We start from the raw sequence: 255 nt of genomic DNA on the forward strand, positions 1-255 counted from the left end.
GCTCAATATAGCCAATGATATCGCTGATGGCTTCGAACCTTGTTTTATAGTCTTCGTGATACACCAACTCATTCTTTAATACGCCCCAGAAACTTTCTATCGGAGCGTTGTCGAAACAATTGCCTTTGCCACTCATAGATCCTGTAAACTGATGCTGTTTAATGATCTTGTGGTAGGCATGGCTACAGTACTGACTGCCTCTATCAGAATGAACGATTAGCCCTTTAGTAGGTCGTTTATTCTTAACCGCTATGT

1 protein-coding gene is annotated in these 255 nt (G+C 41.6%); it reads right to left on the reverse strand.

What is annotated here, in order from left to right:
* A partial coding sequence (locus tag AAEY75_RS16095) for a DDE-type integrase/transposase/recombinase (protein WP_352260161.1) occupies nucleotides 1–255 on the reverse strand: 255 nt, incomplete at both ends.

Source organism: Psychrobacter sp. TB55-MNA-CIBAN-0194 (assembly GCF_040309505.1).
Taxonomy (GTDB): domain Bacteria; phylum Pseudomonadota; class Gammaproteobacteria; order Pseudomonadales; family Moraxellaceae; genus Psychrobacter; species Psychrobacter fozii.